Raw genomic sequence first — 220 nt, 5'->3', positions numbered from 1 at the left:
AGAAAGAGCTGCTGTTGCCCCTAAGCGAAATACATTACAAACAAATTCTTGAACTAATACCACAGCAAATTTAAGTAATGATAAATCAACATGCTTAGCAAATGGAATCATACATTGCTCAGCTGTTTCAGGCACTTTTTTCTCATCTAATAAAGCCAGCGCTAGTAACTCTTCTAGCTCAAATAAACGGTAATAGTCACCTGGCTCACCTAGTACTTTG

General features: G+C 37.3%; 1 pseudogene. It reads right to left on the bottom strand.

The features are described from left to right. A pseudogene (locus tag V6255_RS18590) lies at nt 1–220 on the bottom strand (FAD-dependent oxidoreductase); the annotation flags it as partial.

The sequence above is a fragment of the Psychromonas arctica genome (assembly GCF_038155225.1).
GTDB classification, from domain to species: Bacteria; Pseudomonadota; Gammaproteobacteria; order Enterobacterales; family Psychromonadaceae; genus Psychromonas; species Psychromonas arctica_B.
The sequence above is the reverse complement of the archived record's forward strand: the minus strand, read 5'-3'. Positions and strand labels throughout refer to the sequence as shown.